Annotated in this window: 19 protein-coding genes and 1 riboswitch; of the genes, 10 read left to right on the top strand and 9 right to left on the bottom strand. The window is 60.2% G+C overall.

The window, feature by feature from the left end; genetic code table 11:
• Window positions 1–24 precede the first annotated feature (24 nt).
• Both FYJ31_RS09420 and FYJ31_RS09415 read left to right on the top strand, forming a co-directional pair.
• Window positions 25–303 (top strand): FitA-like ribbon-helix-helix domain-containing protein, encoded by a 279-nt coding sequence (locus FYJ31_RS09420; protein ID WP_007054812.1) that lies wholly within the window; start codon window positions 25–27, stop codon window positions 301–303.
• A gap of 9 nt (window positions 304–312) precedes the next feature.
• A complete protein-coding gene (locus FYJ31_RS09415; protein ID WP_029680035.1) occupies window positions 313–732 on the top strand; it encodes a type II toxin-antitoxin system VapC family toxin in 420 nt (139 codons plus the stop codon).
• A gap of 52 nt (window positions 733–784) precedes the next feature.
• Here the strand turns inward: FYJ31_RS09415 and FYJ31_RS13230 are convergent, their stop codons facing one another.
• Together FYJ31_RS13230 and FYJ31_RS09405 are read right to left on the bottom strand one after the other, a co-directional pair.
• Entirely contained in the window at window positions 785–3,061 is a 2,277-nt protein-coding gene (locus tag FYJ31_RS13230; RefSeq protein ID WP_154536552.1) for an ABC-F family ATP-binding cassette domain-containing protein, read from the bottom strand.
• A gap of 47 nt (window positions 3,062–3,108) precedes the next feature.
• The gene (locus tag FYJ31_RS09405) at window positions 3,109–3,837 is read right to left on the bottom strand and encodes a type 1 glutamine amidotransferase (protein ID WP_038425869.1); all 729 of its coding nucleotides are present in this window, start codon (window positions 3,835–3,837) and stop codon (window positions 3,109–3,111) included.
• A 218-nt stretch (window positions 3,838–4,055) separates the two neighbouring features.
• Here FYJ31_RS09405 and cysS point away from each other — a divergent pair, with 218 nt between their 5' ends.
• Entirely contained in the window at window positions 4,056–5,717 is a 1,662-nt protein-coding gene (gene cysS / locus FYJ31_RS09400; RefSeq protein ID WP_154536551.1) for a cysteine--tRNA ligase, read from the top strand.
• 18 nt (window positions 5,718–5,735) lie between these two features.
• Here the strand turns inward: cysS and FYJ31_RS09395 are convergent, their stop codons facing one another.
• On the bottom strand, window positions 5,736–6,644 hold the full coding sequence (locus FYJ31_RS09395) for a cation transporter (protein WP_032744627.1): 909 nt from the start codon (window positions 6,642–6,644) through the stop codon (window positions 5,736–5,738).
• Window positions 6,645–6,948: 304 nt separating this feature from the next.
• Between FYJ31_RS09395 and ffh the strand changes: the two genes are divergently transcribed.
• Window positions 6,949–8,601: a signal recognition particle protein gene (gene ffh / locus FYJ31_RS09390; RefSeq protein WP_195839489.1), complete on the top strand. Its 1,653-nt coding sequence runs from the start codon at window positions 6,949–6,951 to the stop codon at window positions 8,599–8,601.
• A gap of 76 nt (window positions 8,602–8,677) precedes the next feature.
• Complete coding sequence (locus FYJ31_RS09385; protein WP_154536549.1) at window positions 8,678–9,787, top strand: endonuclease/exonuclease/phosphatase family protein; 1,110 nt, start codon at window positions 8,678–8,680, stop codon at window positions 9,785–9,787.
• A 91-nt stretch (window positions 9,788–9,878) separates the two neighbouring features.
• Here the strand turns inward: FYJ31_RS09385 and ribH are convergent, their stop codons facing one another.
• The 6 genes from ribH to FYJ31_RS09355 all read right to left on the bottom strand — a co-directional run bounded on the left by ribH (window position 9,879) and on the right by FYJ31_RS09355 (window position 15,712).
• Window positions 9,879–10,346 (bottom strand): 6,7-dimethyl-8-ribityllumazine synthase, encoded by a 468-nt coding sequence (gene ribH / locus FYJ31_RS09380; protein WP_012576812.1) that lies wholly within the window; start codon window positions 10,344–10,346, stop codon window positions 9,879–9,881.
• Window positions 10,347–11,552, bottom strand: coding sequence for a bifunctional 3,4-dihydroxy-2-butanone-4-phosphate synthase/GTP cyclohydrolase II (locus tag FYJ31_RS09375; RefSeq protein ID WP_154536548.1), 1,206 nt, complete (start codon window positions 11,550–11,552; stop codon window positions 10,347–10,349). It lies immediately after the preceding gene.
• 17 nt (window positions 11,553–11,569) lie between these two features.
• Window positions 11,570–12,199, bottom strand: a complete 630-nt coding sequence (locus FYJ31_RS09370; protein ID WP_012576810.1) for a riboflavin synthase — start codon at window positions 12,197–12,199, stop codon at window positions 11,570–11,572.
• Window positions 12,184–13,311: a bifunctional diaminohydroxyphosphoribosylaminopyrimidine deaminase/5-amino-6-(5-phosphoribosylamino)uracil reductase RibD gene (gene ribD, locus FYJ31_RS09365; RefSeq protein ID WP_229774033.1), complete on the bottom strand. Its 1,128-nt coding sequence runs from the start codon at window positions 13,309–13,311 to the stop codon at window positions 12,184–12,186. The genes FYJ31_RS09370 and ribD overlap by 16 nt, the downstream gene beginning before the upstream one ends.
• A gap of 99 nt (window positions 13,312–13,410) precedes the next feature.
• Window positions 13,411–13,525: riboswitch (FMN riboswitch) on the bottom strand.
• Window positions 13,524–14,918 (bottom strand): aminodeoxychorismate synthase component I, encoded by a 1,395-nt coding sequence (pabB, locus tag FYJ31_RS09360; protein WP_326831202.1) that lies wholly within the window; start codon window positions 14,916–14,918, stop codon window positions 13,524–13,526. (Overlaps the previous riboswitch by 2 nt.)
• A complete protein-coding gene (locus FYJ31_RS09355) occupies window positions 14,915–15,712 on the bottom strand; it encodes an aminotransferase class IV (RefSeq protein ID WP_154536547.1) in 798 nt (265 codons plus the stop codon). Before FYJ31_RS09355 ends, pabB begins: the two co-directional genes overlap by 4 nt.
• Window positions 15,713–15,989: 277 nt before the next feature.
• Here FYJ31_RS09355 and rpsP point away from each other — a divergent pair, with 277 nt between their 5' ends.
• The 5 genes from rpsP (at window position 15,990) to FYJ31_RS09330 (ending at window position 19,054) form a co-directional block, all read left to right on the top strand.
• Entirely contained in the window at window positions 15,990–16,451 is a 462-nt protein-coding gene (gene rpsP / locus FYJ31_RS09350) for a 30S ribosomal protein S16 (protein ID WP_032744621.1), read from the top strand.
• 20 nt (window positions 16,452–16,471) lie between these two features.
• The gene (locus FYJ31_RS09345; protein ID WP_007051427.1) at window positions 16,472–16,705 is read left to right on the top strand and encodes an RNA-binding protein; all 234 of its coding nucleotides are present in this window, start codon (window positions 16,472–16,474) and stop codon (window positions 16,703–16,705) included.
• A 22-nt stretch (window positions 16,706–16,727) separates the two neighbouring features.
• Window positions 16,728–17,342 (top strand): ribosome maturation factor RimM, encoded by a 615-nt coding sequence (gene rimM, locus FYJ31_RS09340; protein WP_154536546.1) that lies wholly within the window; start codon window positions 16,728–16,730, stop codon window positions 17,340–17,342.
• 193 nt (window positions 17,343–17,535) lie between these two features.
• A complete protein-coding gene (locus FYJ31_RS09335; RefSeq protein ID WP_012576804.1) occupies window positions 17,536–17,829 on the top strand; it encodes a helix-turn-helix domain-containing protein in 294 nt (97 codons plus the stop codon).
• 7 nt (window positions 17,830–17,836) lie between these two features.
• Window positions 17,837–19,054: a type II toxin-antitoxin system HipA family toxin gene (locus FYJ31_RS09330; RefSeq protein ID WP_154536545.1), complete on the top strand. Its 1,218-nt coding sequence runs from the start codon at window positions 17,837–17,839 to the stop codon at window positions 19,052–19,054.
• Window positions 19,055–19,237 lie beyond the last annotated feature (183 nt).

Here is a 19,237-nt window from a genome sequence, read left to right as displayed (position 1 = left end):
ATGACAGCAACAAGGAGGTGCATCATGGCAACATTGACCATCCGAAAAATACCCGATGAGCAGATTCAGCAGCTCAAAGAAGTGGCTGAGAAAAACAACCGCTCCATGGAATCTCAGGTGCGATCCATTCTTGAAGAATGGCTGGCCGGCACGGTGGCGCATGAAATCACACGAAAGACCAATTTCTATGACGAGATTCGCGAATTCATGAAGAACATGGATTTTGAGGGACTTGACAAGGGGGAACTCCCACTATCCGAGCGAAATTCCGCCGATTCCCGACCGCCAGTATCTTTTGAATAGGAATCGGCCATGATTATTCTGGACACCAACGTCATCAGCGAAATCATCAAGAAACAGCCAGACGAACACGTTGCCAATTGGCTGAGGAACCAAGATACAAGCAATCTGGCAACCACCGCCATCACCGTCGCCGAGTTGTTGGTCGGAATATGTCGCATGCCTGAAGGCAAACGACGAAAGTACACAGATACGACCGTCAAGCTGGCGCTTATGACATTAGAGGACAGGACGTTCGCATTTGACACCCAGGCAGCTGCGGATTATGCCCATATCCTTGTCGAACGCGAACGCAGGGGCACACCTACCAGTATTCAAGACGCCATGATTGCGGCAATTGCCTGTTCCTGGGATGCGGCCATAGCCACGCGCAATATCAAGGACTTCGAAGGTACCGACGTGGAATTGATTAATCCGTGGGAGTTTGCATAGCGGGAGGCCCCGGCAAACTACCGAGGCCTTGTGAACGTTACGGTTTCTCCCGCTACTCCAATTGTTCGGAGAGTTCGAGCCATTCGGCTTCGAGATTATCGCTTTCAGTATTGACGGCGGTGAGTTGTTCATTGAGCTTGTTGAGACCCTCGTAGTCGCTCGGGTCATGGACGGCCATCTGTGCCTCAAGTTCGGTCTTCTGCTCTTCCAGTTTGGCAAGCTTGCGCTCGATGGCATTCACGCGCTTGGATGCCTCGTGGAAGGCCTTGCCGGTGAGCTTCGAGGTGGAGTCCTCACTGTTATTGGCTCCCTCTGACGAGGGAGCTGTCCGCGAAGCGGACTGAGGGAGAGATGCAGCAGCATTGACGGCGGCCGCCTTACCCCTACCAGACTTCGCCGAGCTGCTACCGGTGCCCGCGAAGCCAGGCGTGTCAGCCGGCAATCCCTTGCCGTTCTTAACAGCCTCAACCATATCGAGGTAATCCTGCACGCCACCGGGCAGATGGCGTACCTTGCCGCCAATCAGCGCGAACTGCTGATCGGTGACGCGCTCCAGCAGGTACCGGTCGTGGGATACGACGATCAACGTGCCCGGCCAAGTATCGAGCAAATCCTCCATGACGGCGAGCATATCAGTGTCCAGATCGTTGCCGGGCTCGTCCATGATGAGCACGTTCGGCTCGTCGAGCAGGATGAGCAGCAACTGCATGCGGCGCTTCTGTCCGCCGGAGAGGTCGCGAATCGGCGTCATCAACTGGGCGGATTCAAAGCCGAGACGCTCCATCAACTGTCCCGGCGTTACTTCCTTGCCATCCACAATGTAGCTCGGCTTATAGCGGGAAAGCACTTCCTTGATCTTGTACTGGCCCAGTTTCTCCAGCTCATCAAGACGCTGCGAGAGTACGGCGAACTTCACGGTTTTGCCGATGTTCACATGGCCCACGGTCGGAGTAATCGAACCGTCAATCAACTTCAGCAATGTGGACTTGCCGGCACCGTTCGCACCGACGATGCCGAAACGGTCGCCCGGGCCAATCAGCCATGTCACATCATCCAAAATCTCGCGGCCGGAAACCGTCACCTTGCGTGCAGCCGAGGTGACACCGGCTGCAGCAGTGTCATCATCCGAATCCGTTGCAGCAGTGTCACCGCCGATGGTTTCACCACCCGTGTTCATGCGACGAACCTCGCGATCGTCAGCAAGCTGTGGATTGCCGCTCTCAGCCTCGGCCTTCTTACGCGCTTCCTCAGCGGCCTCGACGGCTTCCGGCACGCCGGCGTCCACCAGGCGCGGGTCAGTCAGGTCGGTGACCGCCACCTCAACGGAACCGTGCAGCTGCGGCTCGGCGTACATGGCGTTGACCACATCCACGCGGGAAGCGGACGCGGAGAGCGCCGCCACATCCGGGTCGATATCGGCCATGCCCTGCGGTTTTTCGAAAATCTGCGTCACGTCGACCAAATCGACCACCTGTTTGCCGAGACGGGAGGTGGCCATTTGCTTCAGTTCAAGTGTGTTACGCATCGGCGGCACGTCGGCAATAAGCTCGCGCGCGGCCTTGACATGGAATTTCTGCTTGGTGGAACGGGCACGGGCACCGCGCGAAAGCCATGCGAGCTCCTTGCGGGCCAGATTGCGGCGCTTCGTTTCACGCACATCCGCTTGGCGATCGCGTTCCACGCGCTGCAGCATATACGCCGAATACCCGCCCTCGAACGGCTCGATCACGCCATCGTGGACTTCCCACATCGATTCGCAGACCTCGTCCAAGAACCAGCGATCGTGGGTCACGAGCAACAGAGCGCCCTGGCCTTTGGACCAGCGGTTCTTCAAATGCTCGGCAAGCCAGTGGATAGTGACCACGTCGAGATGGTTGGTGGGCTCGTCAAGCGCGAGAATATCCCAATCCTTGAGCAGAAGTCGGGCCAAATCGGCGCGGCGACGCTGGCCGCCGGACAAGGAGCCGACCTTGGCATCCAGACTCATGCCGCCGAGCAATGCCTCGACGATTTCACGGGAGGTGTTGTCGGACGCCCATTCGTAGTCGGCGCGCCCCTCAAGTGCGGCTTCGCGAATGGTGGCGTTGTCGTCGAGCGGATCGTGCTGGTCAAGCATGCCGAACGTGAGTCCGCCGCGCTTCGTCACGCGGCCGGAATCCGGCTCCTGGGTGCCGCGGAACAGGTGCAGCAATGTGGATTTGCCGTCGCCGTTCTTGCCGACGATGCCGATGCGGTCGCCCTCGAAAACACCCTGCGTCACATCAGTGAAGATGGTTTTGGTAGCGAAAGCGAGCGAAACATGTTCCAGTCCAATGTCATAAGTCGGCATGACTCACCAATGTAGCGCCACGCTTGCCCAGCGGCGGCCCACAAACGTTATTTGTTCAGCGTCTGAGCGTAGGAGTTGCAGCGGGCCGCAAAACCGGAGAACACTTGCTCGGCGAGCGGATGCAGTAGCTGATCGTATTGGGCGAATTGCTCGCGCAATCGGGACTTGGACCCACCCGCGGCCTTGAGATCCTTGACCATGCTCGGCTCATCCAGCCATTCGTCCAGCAGCGAGCCGCACACCTCAAGATGGAACTGCATGCCCAGCGCGGATCCCAGTCGGAACGCCTGCACCTTGGTGGAAGACGAACGCGCCAGCAGCTGGCCCCCCTCGGGCAAGCCCACCACGTCGTTATGCCAGTGCAGCACCGTCAGCTGCTTATCCCACATGGAGAAGAAGTCATGCTTGTCCACACGCTTGATCGGCGCGAACCCAATCTCCGGCGCATCGCCCTTGCGCAGCTGCGCACCAAGCGCAGTGGCGATAATCTGATGCCCCAGGCATACACCGAGAATCGGCTTGCCTGAAGCCACAGCGGCACGCGCCAACTTGGCTTCTGCCTTCAGCCCCGGATACTTGTCGTAATCAAGCGCGCCCATAGGCCCACCCATGATTACCACGCCAGCCAGTTCGCCGAAATCAGGCAAGTCCGGTTTCTTTTTGTCGACGATATTCATCGTCACCGTCTCAAGACCGATGTCCTCGAGGTTCGACAATATGCGTCCCGGACGTTCCCATGGGACATGTTGCAAAATGAGCACTTGTGGTGTGGCCATGACTTCTATTGTGGCACGAGCGTTCCCCGTTTGCGTAACGAGCAGGGCAAATCCATGAATCTCGCAGTTTCCGCAGCGGTCAAAGACGTATTCTCGCGAGACTGTTGTCCTGCTTCTCATCCGTCTGTCACCTCGTTCGGGCCCCACCTGTGAAGCGTTCATCAAACTCTTCGAGTAACGATTCAGCATGTCTGGTTCGGACCCTACGCTTGAGCGTTATGGGAAACAGCCAAGAACCGCAGGATTTCAACATTTCCGTCATGCCTTCAAGCCTGACGCCGGTACATGTCGCCAAGGCCGCAGAAGGCCTGAATCTGTATGACACCGCCTCGCACCAGGTCAGCCATTTCGTGCCGCTCAAGCCGGGCGAAGTCGGCATTTATGTGTGTGGCGCCACCGTGCAGTCGTCACCGCATATCGGCCATATCCGTGCCGCCGTGGCATTCGACATCGTGCGCCGCTGGTTTTTGAAGCTCGGCTACAAAGTCACTTTTGTGCGTAATGTGACCGATATCGACGACAAGATCCTCGATAAGGCCGCGGCCGCCGGCCAGCGTTGGTGGGCCCGCGCCTATTACTACGAGCGCGAATTCACCGAGGCGTACAACACGCTCGGCGTGCTGCCGCCCACCGTGGAACCTCGCGCCACCGGCCACATGTCGGACATGATCGACCTGATTCAGCGCATTCTCGACAACGGCCACGGCTATGTGGTCACGGATGCGGACGGCAAGCCCACCGGCAACGTGTACTTCGATGTGGCATCCTGGCCGCATTACGGCGAACTCACCCACCAGAAGCAGACCTCCGAAGTCGATGAGGCCGCTGCCGTGGCCGACCGCATGGGCCCGTCCGTGGACGCCACCGGTGCCGACAAGTACAATCCGGTCGACCCGGCCGACGCCTCCCCCGACAAGCATGATCCACGTGACTTCGCCCTGTGGAAGGCGCCCAAGAGCACCGACCCCGAGGACGCCCGCTGGGCGACGCCGTTCGGCGTGGGTCGCCCTGGCTGGCACATCGAATGCTCCGCCATGTCCCACCGTTACCTGGGCGATGGCTTCGACATTCACGGCGGCGGTTTGGATCTGCGCTTCCCCCACCACGAAAACGAGATGGCGCAGACCCGTGCGGCCGGCTTCCCCTCTGCTGCGCGCTGGATGCATTCAGCATGGGTGACCGCCAAGGGCGAGAAGATGTCGAAGTCGCTGGGCACCGGCCTGTCCGTGCCGAGCGTGCTGGCCGAGCATTCCGCTTGGGTGGTGCGTTACGCTTTGGGCTCCGTGCAGTACCGGTCGATGCTCGAATGGTCCGATCAGGCGTTGGTCGAGGCGCAGGCTGCATACGACCGCGTCTCGAACTTCATCGAACGAGCCGGCGTTGCGTTGGGCGATCTCAAGCCGAACCGCGATGAAATCACCGCAGTGCCCGCCGACGACCTGCCCGCCGATTTCGTGGCTGCCATGAATGACGATGTCAACGTGTCCGGAGCCACCGCCGCGATCTTCACTGCCATCCGTTCCGGCAACACGTTGCTTTCACAGCTGGCTGACCGCGCCGATTCTGAAACCGCCAAGGCCGAGGTGCGTGAGGCGCTGCTCGCCGTGCGTGCCATGCTCGACACCTTGGGTCTCGACCCGCTGGCCGAACCGTGGGTGTCCGCCGGCGTTGCCGGCGGTGCCGGCGGTGCCGCTGATGGCACGGCCGAGTCGCCCGAACATGCGGCGCTGGAGGCACTGATCGCCGAGCAGCTCAACGCCCGCGCCGAGGCCCGCAAGGCCAAGGACTTCGCCAAGGCCGACCAGATTCGCGACGCCCTGACCGAGGCCGGCATCGCCATCGAAGACGGCCCGCAGGGTTCCACTTGGAGCCTGAAGTAGCCGCTTCAAACCCCTCAATCAGTCAAACACGAAGTCCACGTCCACGATATGCAGGCGCTTGATGAGCTCCTTCTCCAGCGAGCGCTTGCATTCGATGAGGTCAGCTACATCAATGGTTTCGCCGATGCCGCTCAGATACACGTCAACGGTGTAGTTCATACCGGTCTTGAAGATCAGCGTCTGCTCGTAGTCGGTGTTGGCAGGCAGATGGCGCTGTGCCTCGGCCTCCACGTAGGCGTTGGTTTCATCGTCGTCATGCACGCCGCCGACCAATTCCACGAACGCCTCTTTGAGCACGCTGAACGGTTCCTTGATGGTCAATGCCACCAAAGCCACGGTGATGAAGAAATCGCCGGTGTAGTGCAGGAAGTCAAGCGGACCGCCGGCCGGTAGCAGCATCAGGAAGATGGCAACCACGCCGATGCCGAACGACATCGATCCGTCGACCAACGTGCTCTTGCACTCGGCGGTGAGCATGGTGCTGGAATCGCCGATGGAGCGGTTGGAGCGCCGGTAATACATGTATAGGCTGAAGCACACGATTACGGTCAGGATCTCGTAGATGACCACCGGGCCGGTTTCAATGCGTTCGCCGGACCCGAACACGAAGTAGTCGTACGCTACTCGGCACACGTCAATCAGCGAATACACCAACAACGACATGGTGAAAATGGCCTTGCAGATCGCGTAGATGGGTTCCAGTGCGAACATGCCATTGGGGAAGCGCTCGGTGGTTCGCACCGTGCGCGACGAGAGGTACACCGCCACCATTCCGGACAGGACGGAAATCGCGGTGAAGGAGAAGTCGAGGAACATGGCCTTGAGGCCGGTCATGAAGAACACGGCCACGCCGGCTAAGACCTGCAGCACGTTGATGACGATGCCAACGATCAGGGCTTTGCGTTCGAGTAGTTTTTGGGTGGGCATCAGTGGGCCTTCCTTATTGCACGGCATGTCTGCGTTGGCCCGAACGTCATGGTTCGGAGCGCACGGCAGTCTGCGTATAAGCGGTGTCCAGCGATTTTCAAAACAGCGTAAGCATTCCAAAAAACACAGGATTCTTTACGGTTTCCATGGTATCGGAAGCACTCGATTGGCTTCGCCACGAGCGGACGGCACGGCATTTGCCGTCTGAATGCCCAACATCCCTGACTACTACGCGACACATTCCCCGGAAAGCGTCGTCCCCAACACCGCAATTTCCCGCGTGGCGGCTAGACTGTTGCCCATTATGGCAGCTTTTTCATCTTTGACAGACAGACTCTCGAATGCGTTCAAGCATCTCAAGAGCAAGGGCAAGCTTTCCGAGGCGGATATCGACGGTACGATCCGTGAAATCCGCCGCGCGCTGCTCGACGCCGACGTGGCGCTCGACGTGGTGCGTTCCTTCACCGGCAAGGTGCGTGAGCGTGCACTGGGCACCGAGGTGTCCGACGCGCTCAACCCCGCCCAGCAGGTGGTGAAGATCGTCAACGAGGAGCTCACCGACGTGCTCGGCCAAGGGGTCGATCGTCCGCTGAACTTCGCAAAGAACCCGCCGACGATCATCATGCTCGCCGGCCTTCAGGGTGCCGGTAAGACCACGCTGGCCGGCAAGCTCGGCTACTGGCTCAAGGATTCCGGCCACACGCCGCTGCTGGTGGCGGCCGATTTGCAGCGTCCGAACGCGGTGACGCAGCTGCAGGTGGTCGGCGAACGCGCCGGCGTGCCCGTCTATGCTCCCGAAAAGGGCGTCCAATCCGATGGCGGCGAGGCCGTCGCAGCTCCGGGCCAGACCTCCGGCGACCCGGTGAAGGTGGCCCGCGATTCCATCGAACTCGCCAAGCAGAAGCTCTACGACACGGTGATCATCGATACCGCCGGTCGTCTGGGCGTGGACGAGGAGCTGATGAAGCAGGCCCGCGACATCCGCGATGCCGTGCAGCCCAACGAAATCCTGTTCGTCATCGACGCGATGATCGGCCAGGACGCCGTCAAGACCGCCAAGGCCTTTGACGAGGGCGTGGACTTCACCGGCGTGGTGCTCTCCAAGCTCGATGGCGACGCCCGCGGTGGTGCCGCGCTGTCCGTGGCGTCCGTGACCGGCAAGCCGATCCTGTTCGCCTCCAATGGTGAGGGCCTGAAGGATTTCGAGGTCTTCCACCCGGACCGCATGGCCTCGCGCATCCTCGACATGGGCGACATCATGACGCTCATCGAGCAGGCGCAGAAGCAGTTCGACGAGGAGGAGGCCCGCAAGGCCGCCGCGAAGATCTCCGATGGCTCCTTCGGCCTGGACGACTTCCTCGATCAGCTGCAGCAGGTGCGCAAGCTGGGCTCGATGAAGTCGCTGCTCGGCATGATTCCGGGCATGGCCCAGCACCGCAAGGAACTCGAGCAGTTCGACGAACGGGAGATCGACCGCACCGAGGCGATTATTCGCTCGATGACCCCGGCCGAGCGCCGCGATCCGTCGATCATCAATGGTTCCCGCCGCGCCCGTATCGCCTATGGTTCCGGCGTGACGGTTTCTCAGGTGAACGCTTTGCTGCAGCGTTTCGAGCAGGCCGCAAAGATGATGAAGCGCATGTCCAATCGTGGCGGCATGGGCGGCGGCATCCCCGGCTTCGGCGGCCCGGCTATGGGCGGCGGCAAGAAGAAGGGCAAGAACAAGAAGAAGGGCGGCAAGTCCGGCAATCCGATGAAGCGCGAGGCCGAGGAAAAGGCATTGCGCGACAAGCTGGCCGGCAAGTCCTCCGGTTCGACCGGCGGTTCCGCCTTCGCCAAGAAGCCACAGAACCCGGCCCTGCCCGCCGGCCTTGAGCAGATGATGGGCAACGTCGACGGTGGCACTGAACTGCCGCCGAACCTCGGCGGAGGCCTTGGCGGACTGTTCGGTCGCTGATTTCACAACTTGGCTCCCCTCGCAGAGGGGAGCCAAGTTATATCTCGGTTCAATTTGTATTTCGAAAGGAACTTCCATGACGACAATCCTCGGCGCGGTGGCAATCATCGCACTGTTATGGACGGCCTTAAGCGCGCTGCCCGCCGGTCTCGAGGCCCGCATGCCGCTTCCGTATATGATTGCCCTGACTCCGCTGTTGTGGGTTCCTTTGATGATTCTGGCCGCGGTCGCCGCATGGCAACATGAATGGACTGCGATGTCGTTGCTTATTATGGTCGCGCTGATTGCCAGCTCACAGCGCATCAGCTACTGGGGTACGTCAATCGACCCAGCCGGCAAACGCAGAGAATCCCACCGTGAAACAGCCCGTGAAACAACTTCGCCGACGCTGTCAAAAAGCCATAACAGCAATACATCGGGTACCTCAAACACTCCGAAGGAAGGACCCGAAACAATCTCCGACGGGCACCGTGAAACAACGCGTGAAACACTCTCGCCCCAGTTCTCGGTTATGACGATGAATTGTCGATACGGACGCGCCGACGCCGCTGAAATCATTCGCAATATTCGCGAACGCAATATCAGCGTATTGGCCTTGCAGGAAGTCACCGACGACCTCATCACACGTCTTACCGAAGCCGACATCAACGAACTCCTCCCCTCCCATCAGTTCGGAGAGGCCAAAGAGACCGATAACGGTGGATTCAACGTGATCTATTCCCGCTACGAGCCGAGCGCAGCGGTGCCCAACGTGGTCTCCATCCCTGCCGCCGACGTTCCCGCCATCACCCTCAAAACCTCCGGTAACCGCACAGTGACGCTTTGTTCGGCTCACCCGAAATCGCCGATGCGCGGCTGCGCGGATTGGTCGGCCGGCATTCTGGGTCTGCGAGAACTCGCCCGTGCAAAATCCGTCAGCAATCGCAATATCATCGTCGTTATGGGCGATCTCAACTCGAGCACCGACCACCCGAGCTTCCGCGCGTTGCTCAAGTCCGGATTCAAGGACGCAAGTCTGATTCAAGCCGCCGGCCCGAATCTCACCTTCCCGCGCTGGCTCAAGTGGCCGCGCATCGAACTGGACCATATCCTGTTCACCCAAGGGCTCAGGCCGTCCGGTGTGACGTCCTTCGAAGTGCCGGACACCGACCATCTGGCTTTGGCCGCAACGCTCACCCTGCGGTAGCGGGCGCGGCGATCGATCGGGCCTTGGCCGTGTGGCGCGAAGCGGGCGGGAACGTCTGGAAGACCCCCGCCCGCAGCCGGGTGGTTCGCCGTCAGAGGTCCATGGAGCGGATCAGATTCACCATTTCGATCGCGCCCTGCGCGCACTCGGAACCCTTGTTCCCCGCTTTGGTGCCGGCCCGTTCGATCGCCTGTTCGATGGAATCCGTCGTCAGCACGCCGAACAGCACCGGCACACCGGTGTCGAGGCTGGTCTGCGCGATTCCCTTCGAGACCTCATTGCACACGTAATCGTAGTGGCTGGTGCTGCCCCGAATGACCGCACCCAGGCAGATGATCGCATCGTAGCGCTTGCTCTTGGCCATCCTCGACGCGATCAGGGGTATCTCAAAGGCGCCCGGCACCCAGGCCACCGCTATGTCCTGTTCGCGGACATTCTCCCTTTTCAGGGTGTCCAGCGCCCCTGCCAGCAGTTTTGAGGTGATGAACTCGTTGAACCTCGCCACAACGATGCCTATCGTGATGTTTTCGGCTACCAGATCGCCTTCGAACGTGTGCATTTATTCCTCCTCCATGTTCAGGATATGTCCCATGCGGTTTTTCTTGGTTTTGAGATAGAAACTGTCGTAAGCATTGGCTTCGATTTCGATTGGTATTCTGTCGCGGATCTCCATTCCATAGTCTTCCAATTGATACACTTTGTCGGGATTGTTGGTCAGCAGGAGCATAGACCGTATCCCCAGATCCCTGAGAATCTGCGCTCCGATGTAGTACTCCCTCGCGTCACCGGGGAATCCCAACGCGAGATTGGCGTCGAGCGTGTCCATGCCCTCGTCCTGCAGACGGTAGGCCTTCAGCTTGTTGACCAGACCGATGCCCCGCCCTTCCTGGCGCATGTACAGCAGCACGCCCGAACCATGCTCCGCGATCATCCTCATCGCCGTGTCCAACTGCTGACCGCAATCGCAACGCAGCGAGCCGAAGACGTCACCGGTCAGACATTCCGAATGCACCCGGCACAACACATCGGTCCCATCGCCCAGATCCCCCATGACCAGCGCGACATGATGCTCGCCGTTCAACCTGTTCACATAGCAGTGCGCCGTGAATTCCCCGTATCGCGTGGGCATCGCCACGGTCGAGACGCATTCGACGAGCGTATCGTGCGCTTTCCTGTATTCCTGCAGTTCCTTGATGGTCAGGAGCGGGATCTGATGCTCCTGGGCGAACCGGGTCAGGTCGGGGGTCCTCATCATCCGGCCATCGTCGTCCATGATCTCGCAGCACAGGCCGCATTCGCGCAATCCCGCCAACCGCATGAGGTCGACGGTCGCCTCCGTGTGCCCGTTCCGTTCCAGGACGCCGCCCTTCTTCGCCACCAGGGGGAACATATGTCCCGGTCTGCGGAAATCGAGGGGTTCCACGTCATCGGAGACGCACATGCGAGCCGTCAATCCCCGCTCTTCGGCGGAGATGCCGGTCGTGGTGCCACGGTAATCGATGGACACCGTAAAAGCGGTTTCATGGTTATCGGTGTTGTGCTCGACCATGGGCGGAAGCATCAGCTTGTGGGCCAGTTGCCCGCTCATGGGCATGCAGATCAATCCCTTGGCGTGGGTTGCCATGAAATTGACGTTCCATGTGGTGGCCGACTGCGCGGCACAGATGAGATCCCCCTCGTTCTCCCGGTCCTCGTCATCGATGACCAGAACGAGTTTTCCTTCCCGCAGCGCCTGCAACGCCGCTTGCACCGACTGATGGTTCATGATTCATGCATCCTTTCTCAGAACCCGCACCGGGACAGCAGATCCTGCGTCAGTCCCGTCCGGGTCGTCATCATGTTCCGCACGTATTTTCCCAATACGTCGTTTTCGAGATTGACCACGCCGCCGACCCGTTTCTCGCCCAGCACCGTCTGCGCCAAGGTGTGCGGGATGATCGATACCGAGAAGTCCCTTTCCGTGACCTCCGCGACCGTCAGGCTGATGCCGTCGACGGCGATTGAGCCTTTCTCGACGATGCCTTCGAGTATCTCGTTCCGCGCCGCGATCCGGTACCACACGGCATTGCCTTCGCGCCGCACGGAAGATATGCTGCCCGTGCCGTCGATGTGCCCGGTGACGATATGGCCACCGAACCTTCCGTTCACCGGCAGGGCCCGTTCCAGGTTGACGCCGCTCCCGTGGCGCAATACGCCAAGCGAGGTTCTGCGCCACGTCTCATTCATCACGTCGACGGTGAAGCGTCGCCGGTCGAAATCGACGACCGTCAGACAGATGCCGTTCACCGCCATGCTGTCGCCGATATGGAGGTCTTCCATCACGTTCGTGGCGTCGACCGACAGCGTGCAGTTGGCGGCGCTCCTCCGTATGTCCGCCACCGTTCCGACTTCCTCCACTATTCCCGTGAACATGAATACACCACCTCGCTTTCCACCAGATAATCCTCTCCCACTCGGGAGCAGGTGCGGGGCCGGAGCATGACGGCGTCGGAAGGCAGGGCGACCCCTTGGCCGCCCACCGGGCTTTTCGCGGTGCCGCCGAATATCTTCGGCGCGATGTACACGTGCGCCTCATCGACGATCCGCTGTTCGAGGGCGCTCCAATTCATCGCGCTCCCGCCTTCCAGCAGCACGCTGTCCATCTGCATATCCCCCAGGCGCCGCACCACGTCCGCCAGATCGACGTGGTCGCCCTTCCTTCCGACGGCGAGTATTTCGCAGCCGTGCCGCCGGTAGTCCTCCGCCTTGCGTTCGTCATCGCAGGCGGTGGCGATATAGGTCCTGACGTCATTCGCCGTCTGCACGATCCGCGAGGTGAGGGGCGTCCTCAATCGCGTATCGCAGACGACGCGAACCGGGTTCCTTCCGTGTGCCATGCGGCATGTCAGCAACGGGTCGTCCTCGATCACCGTGTTTACCCCCACCATGACCGCCGCGACGGATCGACGGAGCTGATGGACCCGACGCCTCGACTCCTCGCCGCTGATCCACCGTGATTGATTGGTATGGGTCGCTATCTTCCCGTCCATCGTCATGGCGTATTTCATGATGACATACGGCGTATGCGTGGTGATGTATTTGCTGAACACCCGTATCAGATGCCGGCACTCGTCGGCCAGCACCCCCACATCGACCCGTATGCCGTGGTCCTCGAGCATGCGCACGCCCTTGCCGGACACCACGGGATTGCAGTCCAAGGTTCCGACGACGACCCTTGCGATGCCGCTTTCCACGATCGCCTCCGTGCATGGCGGCGTTTTGCCGTAATGGCAGCACGGCTCAAGCGTGACGTACAACGTCGCCCCGGCGGGTGACTGCGTGCAATGCCGCAACGCGTTCCTCTCGGCGTGCAATCCGCCGAACTCCTCGTGATACCCCTGCCCGATGATCCGATCGTCCTTGACGATCACCGCGCCGACCATGGGATTGGGGTTCACGTATCCGGCCCCTCGCTTCGCCAGCTCGATCGCGAGTCCCATGTACTGCGCATCGTCCATGTACGCCTCCAAGCATGTTGCGCCCATACGCTATCCAAGGCATACAAAAGAAGGTTCATGCGAACACGAAAACGCCCTGAAATGATATGGCATCATTTCAGGGCGTACGACGAAGCATGAACGTACTTTCATCTTCTCTCATCCAGACTGTACTGTCGGCTTTGGAATCTCACCAAATCATGCCTTGCGGCTCGTGGGCTGTACCACCGGTAGGGAATCGCACCCTGCCCTGAAGATAGTTATTCGTTTTGCCCACGATTGTACTCGCCGACGCTCCCCCTGTCAACGGAAGCGGCCTCACGCAGCGCCCGGGCCTTCTGCATCGTCTCGTCGTACTCGAAGTCGAAATCGGATTCCACGGTGACGCCTCCGCCCACGCCGAGCGACGTCTCGCCTCCTTCACGCACGATGGTGCGGATCACCACGTTGAAATCGCAATCGCCCGTATCGGAGAAATACCCGATGCTGCCCGTGTACAATCCCCGGGGCGCGCGTTCGAGCTCGTCGATGATCTGCATGGCGCGAACCTTCGGGGCGCCGGTGATCGAACCGGTGGGAAACGCGGCGCGAACCGCGTCCACGGCGCAACGATCCTTGCGCAGCGTCCCCTCGACGGTCGCGACGAGATGGAATACGGAAGGATACGTCTCGATGGCGAAGTCGGGGTCCGTGCCGACGGAACCCGGTTCGCAGACGATCGACAGGTCGTTGCGTTCGAGGTCCACGACCATCAGCAGTTCGCTGTGGTCCTTCTCGCTGCGGGCGAGTTCCTCGCGGTTCGCCCGATCCTCGTCCGGCGTGCCGCCGCGCGGCCGGGTCCCCTTGATGGGCCGCGTCACCACATGCCCCGAGCGAATCTCCATGAACCGTTCCATGCTCGAACAGCACACGTCGAGACCCGGTGCGCGCAGATAGGCGGAAAACGGGGCCGGGTTGTGGGTGCGCAGATAACGGTAGATGGCATAGGGGCTCCCGGACGTCTCCAGGCGCAGGCGCTGCGCCATGTTGACGACGTAGGCGTCGCCGGCGCGCAGATGATCGACGAGACGGGCCAGGGCGTCGCCGTACCCGGCCCGCGTGAAATCGGAGGAGCATGGGGCGAGCGAACGTCGGCGCGCGGGATGAGGGGCGGGCGGGCATGAATCCACCAGGTCCTGCGCCCATGTCAGGGCGTGGGCGGCCGTCATCGTCCGCCCCTGGCAGCAACAGAACAACGACCGCGACCGGACGTCCTCGATGAGTAGCAGGTCGTAGAAGACCATGCTCGCCTCCGGTGTGGCCGCGACGGGATCGTGCCTGGTCGGCACGCCGCACGATTCGCGGCCGAAATCGTATCCCAGATACCCGATCGCGCCTCCCGTGAGGGGCAGACGCGGATCGCGCGCGCCATCGCAGGGTCCAAGCCGCTTCTTCACGACATCGAGGAAATCACCCTCCACGGCAACGCCGTCGACGAGGCATCCGCCCCGCCCATGTTCGATCACAAGATAGGGGAAGAGTCCCAGGATCGAGTAGCGCCCCTGCGCCCCCGGCATCGAGGAGTCCAGGAACGCGAAGCGTTCCTCGCCGCGCACGCGCTCCACGATGTCGGCAAGCGGTCGGAACGTCCTGAGCTTGAACACCTGCGCGCTCACCGGAACTCCTTCGTCTGCGCCCGGTCCCGCGTCCGCGCCACCATGCGGGCATAGGCGTCGTTCACGTCGCGCGACACGCTCCCCGGTTCGAATTCCACACCGCCGATACCGGCCACGGGCATGGCACCCATCAGGGAGTTGGTGAGGAACACCTCGTCGGCCCGAAGCAGCTCGTCGGGCATGATAGGGCGTTCGACGGCCCCCGTGAACCCGATCACGGCATGGCGCATGACCCCGGGCAGCAGACCGCAGGAGACGGGAGGCGTCACGACGTCTCCCCCGATGACGGCGAAGATATTGGAGACGGCCCCTTCGGCGACCTCGCCCCGCGTATTGAGGAACAACGGCTCGTCGACGGCGCGGTCACGGGCGCGACGCTTCTCCATGATGTTTTCGGCATACGCCAACGTCTTCATGCGCGCGAGGGGGGAGGATTCGTTCCTGCGCACATCGGCGAAGTCGCAGCGGAAGGCGCGCTTCGCCCCCGGCGCGGCATACGGGTTGCGTCTCAACGAGACGACGCGGTTGCGCTCGGTGACCGTGAGCTTGAGGGCCGAATCGTCCGATGCGCCGAGTCCGGCGCATGCGCGGAGAACCATCGTCTCCAAGTCGGCACGACGCGCCTCGATGCCGAGGTACCGCAACGTCCCATCCAAGCGCGTCAGATGGTCGTCCAGAAACACGGGCGCGCCACCAGATACCGCGATGGTCTCGAAGGCCCCCATGCCGAAGAAGAATCCGTCATCCGCATCCACACGCGCCCGGGCACCGGGGCCGATCACGCACTCACCCATCGATCAGCGCCCCCTTTCCCGTCTCGCACTGCCATCAATCAGGCTATCAGCCATGGCGACGGCGGGCGCGCCGCCGACACGCCGTCCGTCCGGCGATTCCGTGCGTCACGACCGGACCGATGCGCAATATCCGGCTTCCGCGTTACACTAGTACGGTTATTCGCGCGCGCGTGGCGCCCTCTACACCCCGAGCCGCGAGGACACGTGGATTCCGGCCGGTCATGCCCCACATGGCAAACCGAGAACCCGCACACCTAGCATTACAAGGAGAGCCATTTTGGCAACCAAGATTCGTCTGAAGCGACAGGGCAAGAAGTTCTACGCCTTCTACCGTGTGGTGGTCGTCGATTCCCGCAAGAAGCGTGACGGCAAGGTCATCGAGGAGATCGGTACCTACAACCCCAACACCCAGCCCTCGACCATCCAGATCAAGTCTGACCGCGCTCAGTACTGGCTCGGCGTCGGCGCTCAGCCGTCCGAGCCCGTCTTCAAGCTGCTGAACATCACCGGCGACTGGCAGAAGTACAAGGGCCTTGAAGGTGCCGAAGGCACCCTGAAGACCGTTGAGGCTGGCCCGGACGCCGAGGCCCGCATCGCGGCCGTTGAGAACCAGGCTCAGAAGCTGAAGGCCGCCAAGTCCGAAGCTGCTGCCAAGGCCAAGGCTGAAGCCGAAGCCGCTGCCGCCGCTGAGGAAGCCCCGGCTGAAGAGGCCGCCGAAGAAGCTCCGGCTGAGGCCTGAGCGGAAACGAAAGGCTAGCTATGCTCGCACAGGCTGTGGAACACCTCATCAAGAACATCGTTGATTTTCCCGACGATGTTTCCGTCAAGTCTCATGAGAACGCGCGCGGCGAACTGCTTCGTGTACGCGTGAACCCGGAAGACATCGGCCGTGTGATCGGCCGTGGCGGCCGCACCGCCAACGCGATTCGCACCGTGATTCAGGCACTGTCTGACCACAAGGTCCGCGTTGACATCATGGACGTCCGTCGATAACCGATAAGGAACGATTCACAGCATGGCACAGCAAGACATGCACGACGACCCTCAGCAGATCGAACTGCTGAGGGTCGCTCGTATTGGCCGCGCACAGGGCCTGAAGGGCGAAGTCACCGTGCGCCTGTACACCGATGATCCCGAGTGGCGCTTCGAGCCGGACTCCGTGCTCTACAGCCAGGATGGCGAGACCGAGTACATCGTCGAGGGCTCACGCACGTTCAAGGATCGTTGGATTCTCAAGCTTGAGGGCGTCGACGACCGCAATGCCGCCGAGGCCCTAAACGGTGTCGAACTCTACGGCGAGGTCGACGACGCAGAAGATATGCTCGAAGCCGACGAATGGTATCCCAAGGATCTTATTGGCCTTGAGGCCCGTCTAGTCGAGGGCAACGGTCTGGGACTGCCCGCCGGCCAAGTGGTCGGCAAAGTGGTGGATGTGGTCGACTCCCCCGCTCAGTCACTGCTCAAGATTCGTTTGACCGAGCCGGTGGTAACCGGCCAGAATTCCAAGGGCGAGGATGTAGTCGAGAAGACCGCGTTGGTGCCGTTCGTGGAGGAACTGGTGCCCGACATCGATCTGGAGGAGCAATACCTCACGCTCGACCCACCCGGTGGTTTGATTCCGGGATTGTAAACCTCATATACACGTGAGACCAAAGGACTTTCTGGCTATTTGTTGGCAGAAAGTCCTTTTGCGTATGAGCAGAAACATCGAGACGCTAAACCTTCCTCATTCCGGTATCGCATAGCAAATAATCAATAGTATACTAGTGAATAAATGATTTTATTCATGGAAAACTATATGTTATAACACTCGGAGTATCGCAATGAAGTATGTGCCCACCACCACCAAACGCGATTTACGCATCCTAGGCGAACAGTTCTCGCAACAGCGCAAACTACTGATGTTGACGGTTGCGGATGTAGCACACCGCTCTGGTGTCAGCCCGACCACAGTGTCAAATCTGGAGCAAGGCAAGGCTGTCCGGTCAGATTCGCTGTTAACCATCGCGCGCGTGTTGCAACTTGCTGACACACTCGTAGCCGCATGCGACCCCTATTCCACCGATCTTGGGCGTCTCCGCGCTGGCCAACAACTCCCGAAGCGCGTTCGGAGGTGAATCCCTGATGGCAAAAACTATCGAATCAACTGTACTGATTACGCTAGGGCCTGGAATGGAAGCTCCTGCCGGCACATTGTATGCGACTGGCGACGACCTATCGTTCCGCTATGATTCGACGTACACAATCAGCAGCGATTCCTTCGACCTCTTCCCATCTATGCCCCGCTCGTTGGCTCCATTCTTCTTCTCTGGACTTGGTCCATTTTCGGATTCCGCCCCAGACCGTTGGGGCAGAAAGGTGTTTTCCCGCAGTCTTAAACGGATGCGTGTCAGCGAGTCGGAATATTTGTTCGGCGTCAACGATCTGACAAGACAGGGTGCCATTCGATTCATTGTTGATGGCAAGCCAGCGGCAGGAGATGAAGGAGTACCCGTACTGTCAAAGCTGCCGGAGTTATTGGACACTGCGGATGCGGTGGAACAGAACCGCGAGGTAAGTGATGTCTCCTTACGCAGGTTGTATCGGGCAACCGGCTCACTCGGAGGCGCACGACCTAAAGCTTCGGTGTCGGATCGTAATGCGCTGTGGCTGGCCAAATTTCCGAAACCGAACGGCGATGATTGGGATGTTATCGGCTGGGAAGCCGTCACCTTGGAAATCGCGAACATGGCCGGCATCAAAGTGCCCGAACATCGCGTCATTGCAATAAAGGATTCGGAGGAGAGAAGCCGGACCGTGCTATTGACTCACCGTTTTGATCGCGTGTCTGCACCATCAGTTGAGCGAATGGAGCGATTACCTTATATATCCGCAATGACCGCGCTGGAAGCAAGAGATGGGGACGGCGGAGACTGGTTGGATCTAGCAGAATTTACGCGTAGGGCAGGAGGAGACACCATAGAGCTGTGGCGGAGAGCAATGTTTGGCGCGGCCATCGGCAACACTGATGACCATCTACGAAACCACGGGTATTTGCGTAAGAATAATTCCTGGCAATTGGCACCCGCTTTTGACATGAATCCTGAACCATTCGATCCGTCGCTACCCGACTCACACCAGATGTCATTATTAGGTGACACCGAAGTCGATATAGATAAATTGATGTCCGATGAGAGTCTGTCTTTGTTCGGTGTAAGCCGTAAATATGCGGATCATTGGTTGCCGACATTACGATCAGCCTTATCTCAGGCATTATCTCGAGCCGCGATGCGCCGCATTGACATGCATTCCATCAATCTGATGGCCGAACGTTTTGATAAGGCGGTTCATGCTCTGCAGTAGAGCGATGGGGATCTACCGCAAACTGTTACTCGTCTCGTGGCTCCGGCCTCGGTATGTCTCTGGTATCGCTTAAAAAGTCGCGGCGGTCCTCACACCGGAGAGCAACGATTGCGATGACTGCGTGGCCGACACGTCATACGGCAGCTGATTGGCATCCGACTGCTAAAGGTAAGTTCAGGCAGA

The organism is Bifidobacterium sp. WCA-178-WT-4B, from assembly GCF_009696495.1.
Taxonomy (GTDB): domain Bacteria; phylum Actinomycetota; class Actinomycetes; order Actinomycetales; family Bifidobacteriaceae; genus Bifidobacterium; species Bifidobacterium infantis.
The sequence above is the reverse complement of the archived record's forward strand: the minus strand, read 5'-3'. Positions and strand labels throughout refer to the sequence as shown.